Origin of the sequence: Polaromonas sp. UBA4122 (assembly GCA_002381615.1) — a bacterium.
Lineage (GTDB): Bacteria > Pseudomonadota > Gammaproteobacteria > Burkholderiales > Burkholderiaceae_C > Polaromonas.
Genome location: DFWY01000017.1, coordinates 329 through 9,305 on the forward strand (window position 1 = coordinate 329; position 8,977 = coordinate 9,305).

An 8,977-nucleotide genomic window follows, 5' to 3' on the forward strand; every position below is an offset into this window, starting at 1 on the left:
ACTTCATTGCCCAGCACCACGCCGCGCATCCGCGGCGGCAACTCGCTCGCCCAGTGCACTTTGCCGGCGTGCGCGGCCAGCCGTTCGCGCTGGCGCTCACGCAGGCTGCCCGAGATATCCACAATCGTGTAACGCTCCACCAGCGGCCCCAGGGTGTCCAGCATCTGCAGCGCCAGCGCGCCGGAACCCGCGCCAAACTCCCAGACTTCAGCCGTACTCGTGGCCTGAAGTGCCTGGGCCACCTGGCGGGCCAGGGTCTGGCCAAAACGCGGGGACAGCTCGGGCGCGGTGACAAAATCGCTGCCGCCGCCCTTCACGCCAGCGGGCATCAGGCCGAATTTGAGGGAGTCGTTGGCGTAGTAGCCCAGGCCCGGTGTGTAGAGCGCCAACGCCATGAAGTGGTCAAAGCCTATCCAGCCGCCCGCAGCGCCAATGGCCTGGACGATGCGGGCATGCAGGTCGCTCGTTAAAATGGGGGGATTCGTCATGTGGGTCCTCGTCGTCACCGCCGGTGATTGTCGGCGATCCAGCCCTGGCCCCCTCCAACACAACCTCCAACCACACCAGCCTGATGACCCCAGCCCCGTCCCAACCCGTTGTTCTCGTGACCGGCGCCGCCAGGCGGCTGGGCCGCGAGATCGCGCTGGCGCTGGCCGCAGGCGGCTGGCGGGTGGCGGTGCACTACCGCAGCTCCGAAACTGACGCTATTAAAACAGTAGCTGACTGCGTCCGTATCTCGGGGGCTGCAGCCGCTTTTTATGCTGATTTAGCGGATGAAACCGCGGTCCGGGGCCTGTTGCCGCGCGTGGTCACCCATTTTGGCCGGGTCGATGCCGTGGTCAACAACGCCTCGACGTTTGAGCATGACACGGCCGCCAGCTTCAGCTTTGCCAGCATGGACAAGCACCTGCATAGCAACACCGGTGCCGCCATCGTGCTCGCCCAGGCGCTGCATGGCCACGTCGCCTCCCGCAACGCGCTAGGTGCCGTGGTCAATCTGCTGGACCAGAAGCTGTGGAACCAGAACCCTGATTTTTTCAGCTACACACTGTCCAAAGCCGCACTGGAAGCGGCCGGCACCATGCTGGCCCTGGCCCTGGCGCCGCAGGTCCGCGTGGTCGGCGTGGCGCCCGGCCTGACCCTGACCAGCCACCTGCTGAGCGACGAACAATTTGAGGCGCGGCACAAGCTCTCGCCACTGGGCCGCTCTTCAACGCCCGCCGATGTCGCTGCAACGGTGAAGTTTGCGCTGGAGAACGCCTCCATCACCGGCACCACCCTGCTGGTGGACGGTGGCCAGCACCTGATGAAGTTCAAGCGCGATTTTTCGCTGATGTAAACCATCGCCCACCAAGAGTCGGCTTTGGCTGACAGACCCAACAACTGACTTATTACAGACTGGCACCATGTTCAACACCCGGGGCACCCAAATTTTGAATCTCACCGGTTTGCGCTTTGACGCCAATCTGGGCATCCTGGCCCACGAAAAAACCGCACCGCAGCCGATTCAGGTCGATGCCGAGCTGAACCTCGGCACGCAGCCGCTACTGCCCCACGACGATGACATCAACCATGTGCTGGACTACCGCAAGGTGCGCCAGATCATCATCGCCGAATGTACGGCCGAGCATGCCAACCTGCTGGAGAGCCTGATCGGCAAACTGGCGCACCGGCTGATGCAACTGCCCGGCGTGCTGGGTGTGCGGGTGAAGATTGCAAAACTCGAAATTTTTGACGACTGCGAAGTGGCCATTCGCGTCGAGACAGGACAGTGGTAAAAAATATGAGCGCCGTTTGGATGGACGAACAGATTGAGAGTTCGGCACGGGTACAGAATTCCATGAAGATTGAGCGCGAAGATCACAAGCTCGAAAAGCGCCTGTGCCGCGAAGTCGGCCGCGCGATTGTCGACTTCAACATGATCGAGGAAGGTGACAAGGTCATGGTGTGCGTGTCGGGCGGCAAAGACAGCTACGCCATGCTTGACATTTTGCTGAAATTACAAAAGCGCGCGCCCATCAATTTCGAACTGATCGCCGTCAACCTGGACCAGAAGCAGCCCGGCTTCCCCGAGCATGTGCTGCCTGACTATCTGGGCAAGCTCGGCGTGCCTTTTCACATCGAGAACCAGGACACCTACAGCATAGTCACCCGCGTCATTCCCGAGGGCAAAACGCTGTGCTCGCTGTGCTCGCGTCTGCGGCGCGGCATTTTGTACCGGGTGGCAGGCGAGCTGGGTGCGACCAAGATTGCGCTGGGTCATCACCGCGACGACATGTTGCAGACGTTTTTCCTGAACATGTTTTTTGCGGCCAAGCTCAAGGGCATGCCGCCCAAGCTGGTCAGCGACGACGGCAAAAACATCGTGATCCGCCCCATGGCCTATGTGACTGAAAAAGACCTGACACGCTGGGCGCAGGTGCGCGACTTTCCCATCATTCCCTGCACGCTTTGCGGCAGCCAGGAAAACCTGCAGCGCAAGCAGGTCGGCAACATGCTGCGGGAATGGGAGAAAATGCACCCGGGCCGATTGGAGAACATGTTCGCTGCCCTGCAAAACATCGTGCCCTCGCACCTGATGGACAGCAAACGCCATGACTTCAAAAACATCAGGACGACCGGCGTTGCCGATGCCGGGGGCGACAAGGCGTTTGATGCCGAAGAATTCAACAAACCGGCGCTACCGGGTGTTTCCGTGATCGGAATCAACTCGTTTACCTCGCGTTAGCGTCATGCTTTTACAGAACCCACCTGGAGGCCTTATGAAACGAGCACTTGCAGCTCTATTTTCAGTAGCCGTCATGGCATTTTTCATGGCAGGCTGCTCCACCGTGCAGCTGATTGACAGCGATGTCACCGCTTTCTCCCACTGGAGCGCCGCCCCGCCCGGGCCCGGCACGGCTTACCGTTTTGAGCGCCTGCCCTCACAGCAGGCCGTCGGGGCGCAACAGGACCGCGTGGAAGCGCTGGCGCGAACTGCCCTGGCCAAGGTCGGCATGGAACTGAACCCGGCCGTGGCACGCTACAGCGTTCAGGTGGTTGTCAATACCTTGGTCGTTGAGCGTGTGCCTTATGACGGCGTAGGTTATGACGGCTTCGGATTCCCCGCGCCAGGCGTTTTTCTGGGTGGCGGCAGCCGCGGCGCTGCGGTCGGCCTGTCGTTTCCCATGCGCTTTTCAGAGCCCTACTTCAAGCGCGACCTGAGCATTTTGATGCGCGACCTGAGTTCCAACCAGGTCGTTTTTGAAACCCGGGCTCTGCACGACGGCGTGTCGAGCAATACCCTGGCCGTGCTGTCCGCCATGCTGGACGCCGCCCTGCGCGGCTTCCCCCAGCCACCGCCCGGCACGCGCCGTATCAATGTCGAAACCCCGCGCTAACTTCCAAACCAAGCATTCACCGCGATCCGCCGCACATCAGATGATTGAACCGACCCGCATCATTGCCATCCGCCATGGCGAAACCACCTGGAATGTGGACACCCGCATTCAGGGCCAACTCGACATTCCGCTCAATGACACGGGCCGCAGGCAGGCTGAGCGGATGGCGCTGGCGCTGGCGGACGACCCCATTACGGCCATTTACGCCAGCGATCTCACCCGGGCCTGGGAGACGGCGCATTACCTCGGGCGCGAGTTGGGCGTGGAAGTGACCCGGGAGGAAGGCCTGCGCGAACGCGGCTTTGGCGACTTCGAGGGAAAGACCTTTGCCGAAATTGAAGCGCTGCTGCCTGAGCAGTCCCTGCGCTGGCGCAAGCGCGATCCGGAATTTGCCCCCGCGGGCGGCGAGTCGCTGCTGGCCTTGCGCAGCCGGGTCGTAGAGGCCGCGGAGAGGCTGGCCGCCCAACACCCGGGCGAGCTGATTGCGCTGGTGGGCCACGGCGGCGTGATGGACGTGCTGTACCGCGCCGCCACCCGGCTGGACATCCAGGCGCCGCGCACCTGGGCCCTGGGCAACACGGCCATCAACCGCCTGCTCTGGACCCCCGAGGGCTTCACGCTGGTGGGCTGGGACGACACCCAGCACCTGGACGACGAAGCGCTCGACGACAACCGGTTTGCAGACGGATCCGCCCATGGCGCCGTCAACGCCCAATAATCACGCCAGCCACCCCAGCACCCGATGAGTACCCTGCCACCCGGTTTGGCCGAATTGATGGGCAAGCCTGTCAACGACATCGACACACCCGCCCTGGTCATTGACCTGGACGCGATGAAGCGCAATCTGGCCCGCATGGCCGAGTTTGCGAAAAAGCACAACATCCGCTGGCGACCCCATGCCAAGCTGCACAAGAGCGTCGCGCTGGCCAAAATGCAAATCAAGGCCGGCGCGGTGGGGGTGTGCGTGCAGAAAACCGCCGAAGCCGAAGTCATGGTGGCCGGCGGAGTCTACAACGTGTACATCAGCAACGAGGTGATTGCACCGGCCAAACTGGCACGTGTGGCGCTACTGGCGCAAAAGGTGGCGGCCCATGGCGGCCAACTCGCCATCGCCGCAGACAGCCCCGAGGGCGTGATCCGGCTTGCCCAGGCCATGAACGAAGCCCGTGCCGGCAACGGGGTGGGCACGGTGATTGACGTGTTTGTGGAAATCGACGTCGGCCAGGGCCGCTGTGGTGTCGAGCCCGGTTCTGCGGCGGTCACCCTGGCGCTGGAAATTCGCAAGCACCCAGCCCTGCGCTTCGCCGGCCTGCAGGCCTACCACGGCAAGGCGCAGCACCTGCGCAGCGTGCAGGACCGGCGCGACGCCATCGCCAAGGCAGTCGACGCGGTGGTGCACACACGCCAGCTGATAGAGACCCAAGGCGTGGTGCCCGGTTTGGTCACTGGCGCGGGCACCGGCAGCTTTGTACTGGAGGCCGCCAGCGGCGTTTACGGCGAGCTGCAGGCGGGCTCCTTCATGTTCATGGATGCCGACTACGCACTAAACGAGCGTGACCCGGCGCAGCTGCAGTTTGAGCACGCCCTGTTTGTCAAAACACAAGTCATCAGCACGCACAGTGGCCATGCCGTGTGCGATGCCGGCCACAAAAGCCATGCCATCGACTCCGGGATGCCGCTGGTGCACGCCTTTGATGCCGAAAGCGAACTGGAGTACTTCAACGGGGGTGACGAGCACGGCATCTTGCGGCCCGCCGCAGGCAGCAAGCGCGTGCCCGGACTGGGCCGCATGCTGTGGCTGATTCCCGGCCACTGCGACCCTACAGTCAACCTGCACGATGTGATGATTGGCGTGACCGGCGGGCTGCGCAGCGGCACCGTGCAACGCATTTACAGGGTGGACGCGCGGGGCGCGATGACCTGACCGGTGATGGCGCGGGCGCCGACTTTTTCAGTAAGACAGTTGTGTCCCCGGCCTTCAAGTGAACATGTCATTGCCACTGACCGGCGGCGTCACCCCCAAATGCCGATAGGCCGCCAGGGTAGCAATGCGTCCGCGCGGCGTGCGCTGCAAAAAGCCCTGCTGAATCAGATAGGGCTCGATCACGTCTTCAATCGTGTCACGCTCTTCGCCAATGCTTGCGGCAATGTTGTCCAGGCCCACCGGGCCGCCGTCAAACCGGTGGATCACGGCCTCCAGCAGCTTGCGGTCCATCACGTCAAAGCCTTGCGGATCGACATCGAGCATGGCCAGCGCCATGTTGGCAATGGCTAGCGTGATCTCGCCCACGCCTTTGACATCGGCGTAATCGCGCACGCGGCGCAGCAGCCGGTTGGCAATGCGCGGCGTGCCACGCGAGCGGCGCGCAATTTCAAAGCCGCCTTCGGCGTCGGTGGGCACGTTGAGCAAGCCCGCGCTGCGCTTGACAATGCGTGCCAGTTCTTCGGGGGTGTAAAACTCCAGCCGGGCGACGATGCCAAAACGGTCGCGCAGCGGGTTGGTCAGCATGCCGGCGCGGGTGGTGGCGCCGACCAGCGTGAAGGGCTGCAAATCGAGCTTGATTGAGCGCGCCGCCGGACCTTCGCCGATCATGATGTCGATCTGGTAGTCCTCCAGCGCGGGATACAAAATTTCCTCGACCACCGGGCTCAGGCGGTGGATCTCGTCAATGAAAAGAACGTCGTTCTTTTCCAGATTGGTCAGCAGCGCCGCCAGGTCCTTGGGCTTTTCCAGCACCGGACCCGAGGTTTGGCGCATGTTCACGCCCAGTTCGTGCGCAATGATGTGGCTCAACGTGGTCTTGCCCAGCCCCGGCGGGCCAAACAGCAGCACATGGTCGAGCGCTTCGCTGCGTTTTTTGGCGGCGCCGATGAAGATTTCGAGTTGTTCGCGCGCCTTGGTCTGGCCCACATACTCGTCAAACAGCTTGGGCCGCAGCGCGCGCTCAATCGCCTCTTCACGCGGCGAAGCGGGCGTGCTAGAGATCACGCGCTGGCCGGGCGGCAGCGCGGACATGTCGAAGTCGTCGGTTTGAATGCTCACGTCGGGTGGAAATGCTGAATGAGGCCTGACTATAGCGTGCACGCAGACTCAGACATGATGTTCGCGACGCCCCAGGCCTTCGGCGATGAAGGCCAGCACCAGCGCATTGAGGGATACCCCCTCGGCCCTGGCGCGCGTAGCGAGCTGGGCATGAATCGTCTTGGGCACGCGGGCGACGAACTTGCCGGACGCCACCCCGCCGCCATTGGGAGCAGGTACCGGTAAACCATTCGCTTCCAGAGCGGCAATCGTCGCCTTGAGTGCGTCATGGCCGTTGGCAATGGCCTCCTCGATGGTTTCGCCGTCGGAAATGCACTCCGAAAAATCAGGGTAGGAAATCAGGTAGCCCCCGCCTTCGCCGGCGGCCAGCGGGCGAATCTCAAAGGGGTAATCGGACAGGTTCTTCATGGATCAATCTCCTTTCACCAACGCCACAAATTTTTTCACATAAACCGGCTTGATCGGGCGATGCGCCGGCACCGGCAGGGTCTTGCCGTCGGCACGGACGAACACGCAATGGCTGGTGCCCTCCTGCCGCCAGTCGATACCGTGCTGCCGCGCTACCGTCTGAAGCTGCTCGATGCGCCAATCCAGCGAATTGCGGCGCATGGCTTCGAACAATTTGGTAGCGGTGTTCATGGGTTAAATAGTATTACCCGCAACATCACTTGTCAAGGTGAGACGGGTGTTTTCGGGGTCATAGACTGTCTGCCGCTTCGGGCCAGAGCTTGCCGTTGGCAACGGCGTCGATCTCCCGCATCAGCTCGCGGGTGCGGGTGAGTGCGGCGACGACGGCGCCGTAGTGCTGGATGTCGGCAAAGTCCAGCTGGCGGCCTTTGCGGTCTTTCAACCACTTTTCGCACACCGCGTAGCCACCAACCTTGAAGCGCCAGGTTTCCGCCGGCACGCCGTCAAAGTATTGGGTGGCATTGATCCAGACGCGGCCGCTCTCAAAACGCGGCTTCTCCACTTCGTTGCTGCCCTGCATGGCAAACTTGACGCGCAAAGCGGTAGGCACATTTTTGAGCAGGTGCAGCTCAAGCAGCTCCCGACCCAGCGGCAGCAAGGCGCTCCAACTCGCTACAAAATAAGTAGCTGCTTGCGCAGTATCGACAGGGGCTAGAGCCTGATTTATTAATGGGATTCGAGGGAAGTCGCTTTTCAAATACTCGGCGTAGCGTTGCCGGTAGCTAGACGCGTGCAGCACCGCATAGACATAAGCCAGCACGTCCTCCGGCGTGACGCCCTCGGGCAGGCCGTGCGGAATGGTGGTGGCGCGACCCAATGCCTGTGCGAGCGCCGACAGGAACGCGGGTGCCAGGTTGGGACGACGCTGGTCTTGCGGCGGCGTGCCGGGCTGGGGCTGTACGGGGAGCAGCCACAGGGGAAAGAAGTTGTTGATGTCATAGCCGACGCATGCCTTATGACCGCCAATGCCAGCACTGATAAAAATGCCCCAATCGTCAAGGATTCCGCCCGCAAACCCTGAGAACTTGTCGCCAGATAAGGAACATATCGGCATGAACGGTCAACATCGCATCGGCGCTGTTCGTTCAAGGCCGGTCATGGTGCTACTGGCCGCTTTATGCACTTCCATGAAGAGCAGCATGAGCGGAAAGCCATATCAGGTTCAATGCGGCGCTGAAGAGCAAATGTACAGCGCTGCGTGGATGACCACGCGATTAAGAGAAGTGCGCGCAGTGCAGCGTGAAGCGCTTCCCAAGACCAACTGAGCAAGGCCCCAGATAGTCCTGACGAAAGTTTTATTCATGGGCCTACGACTGTGCGTGCTAACGCACATACTGCGTTCCGGATTCGGGTTACAAAGACAACGCTTATTCAACTACTTGTCAGGTGTTCACTATGATTAAGAAAGTTCTGCTTGCCGCCATGCTGGCGGCATCTTTTGGGGGTATTGCGACTTCGGTCACTGCCGCGACTGTTATTGTGCGAGTCGCCCCGCCACCGCTCCGAGCAGAGGTCGCGCCCCCGCCGCGCCATGGTTATGTGTGGGTTTCCGGTCATTGGGAATGGAGAAATCGACAGCATCAATGGGTCAGGGGTACCTGGATACGCGAACGCCGCGGCTATATATACAACCAGCCGACATGGGTGGAGCGTGATGGGCGTTGGAACATGAACCGCGGCGGCTGGACCCGCGGTGATCGCGATAGTGACGGCGTCCCGAATCGTCTGGATCGCGCGCCCAATAACCCGAATCGCAATTAATACAACCGGGCGTCTTTGCTCTGTTTCGCTGCGATGAGCGCAAGGTTTGGAACAACGAGATGCCGCATCACCTCGCCCCGCGCCCTGCAATGAAACCCTTTGACTTGCCGGTGTAGTAGGTGAAGCGCGTGTCAAACGGGCGGTAGGCCACAGGTACGACGCGCGCCGGGTCTAGCGGCCATTCAGACTTTGGCGGTGTCGGCTGCAATGCATCGCCTTCCGCCTGCTTGGGAAGGCGCCGCGTGTCGTTCAAGTCCTTCTGCGCGCTTGCCACGGTCCAGTCCTGCGCATCTTCGCCCAGTTTGAATTGCTCGCGCGCCTCTTC

General features: G+C 61.8%; 14 protein-coding genes. 8 read left to right on the top strand and 6 right to left on the bottom strand.

All coding sequences use genetic code 11. The features are described from left to right. On the bottom strand, positions 1–488 hold a 488-nt coding region (locus B3F77_RS02375; protein ID WP_293603405.1), incomplete at its 3' end, for an SAM-dependent methyltransferase. Between the two features lie 83 nt (positions 489–571). On the opposite strand from B3F77_RS02375, the gene B3F77_RS02380 reads away from it, so the two are divergent. The 6 genes from B3F77_RS02380 (at position 572) to B3F77_RS02405 (ending at position 5,304) form a co-directional block, all read left to right on the top strand. Then, positions 572–1,339, top strand: a complete 768-nt coding sequence (locus tag B3F77_RS02380) for an SDR family oxidoreductase (protein WP_293603406.1) — start codon at positions 572–574, stop codon at positions 1,337–1,339. A gap of 67 nt (positions 1,340–1,406) precedes the next feature. Continuing rightward, positions 1,407–1,778, top strand: a complete 372-nt coding sequence (locus B3F77_RS02385; protein ID WP_293603407.1) for a dihydroneopterin aldolase — start codon at positions 1,407–1,409, stop codon at positions 1,776–1,778. Between the two features lie 5 nt (positions 1,779–1,783). After that, positions 1,784–2,728 carry a tRNA 2-thiocytidine(32) synthetase TtcA gene (ttcA, locus tag B3F77_RS02390; RefSeq protein ID WP_293603408.1) on the top strand — a complete coding sequence of 315 codons (945 nt, stop codon included), beginning with the start codon at positions 1,784–1,786 and terminating at the stop codon, positions 2,726–2,728. Between the two features lie 34 nt (positions 2,729–2,762). Then, complete coding sequence (locus B3F77_RS02395; protein WP_293603409.1) at positions 2,763–3,380, top strand: DUF4136 domain-containing protein; 618 nt, start codon at positions 2,763–2,765, stop codon at positions 3,378–3,380. A gap of 40 nt (positions 3,381–3,420) precedes the next feature. Then, entirely contained in the window at positions 3,421–4,098 is a 678-nt protein-coding gene (locus tag B3F77_RS02400; protein ID WP_293603410.1) for a histidine phosphatase family protein, read from the top strand. A gap of 24 nt (positions 4,099–4,122) precedes the next feature. After that, positions 4,123–5,304 carry a DSD1 family PLP-dependent enzyme gene (locus tag B3F77_RS02405; RefSeq protein WP_293603411.1) on the top strand — a complete coding sequence of 394 codons (1,182 nt, stop codon included), beginning with the start codon at positions 4,123–4,125 and terminating at the stop codon, positions 5,302–5,304. 54 nt (positions 5,305–5,358) lie between these two features. Here the strand turns inward: B3F77_RS02405 and ruvB are convergent, their stop codons facing one another. The 4 genes from ruvB to B3F77_RS02425 are packed head-to-tail and all read right to left on the bottom strand — an operon-like array spanning position 5,359 to position 7,945. Next, complete coding sequence (gene ruvB, locus B3F77_RS02410) at positions 5,359–6,423, bottom strand: Holliday junction branch migration DNA helicase RuvB (protein ID WP_293603412.1); 1,065 nt, start codon at positions 6,421–6,423, stop codon at positions 5,359–5,361. Between the two features lie 48 nt (positions 6,424–6,471). Further along, entirely contained in the window at positions 6,472–6,831 is a 360-nt protein-coding gene (locus B3F77_RS02415) for a toxin-antitoxin system HicB family antitoxin (RefSeq protein ID WP_293603413.1), read from the bottom strand. Between the two features lie 3 nt (positions 6,832–6,834). Further along, on the bottom strand, positions 6,835–7,062 hold the full coding sequence (locus B3F77_RS02420) for a hypothetical protein (protein ID WP_293603414.1): 228 nt from the start codon (positions 7,060–7,062) through the stop codon (positions 6,835–6,837). Positions 7,063–7,120: 58 nt separating this feature from the next. Continuing rightward, entirely contained in the window at positions 7,121–7,945 is an 825-nt protein-coding gene (locus B3F77_RS02425; protein WP_293603415.1) for a type ISP restriction/modification enzyme, read from the bottom strand. Here B3F77_RS02425 and B3F77_RS02430 point away from each other — a divergent pair. Next, positions 7,944–8,156 (top strand): DUF5329 family protein, encoded by a 213-nt coding sequence (locus tag B3F77_RS02430; protein ID WP_293603416.1) that lies wholly within the window; start codon positions 7,944–7,946, stop codon positions 8,154–8,156. The two genes, B3F77_RS02425 and B3F77_RS02430, sit on opposite strands and share 2 nt — an antisense overlap. A gap of 130 nt (positions 8,157–8,286) precedes the next feature. Beyond that, the gene (locus tag B3F77_RS02435; protein ID WP_293603417.1) at positions 8,287–8,652 is read left to right on the top strand and encodes a YXWGXW repeat-containing protein; all 366 of its coding nucleotides are present in this window, start codon (positions 8,287–8,289) and stop codon (positions 8,650–8,652) included. A 67-nt stretch (positions 8,653–8,719) separates the two neighbouring features. Here B3F77_RS02435 and B3F77_RS02440 read toward each other — a convergent pair. Next, a partial coding sequence (locus B3F77_RS02440) for a hypothetical protein (protein ID WP_293603418.1) occupies positions 8,720–8,977 on the bottom strand: 258 nt, incomplete at its 5' end.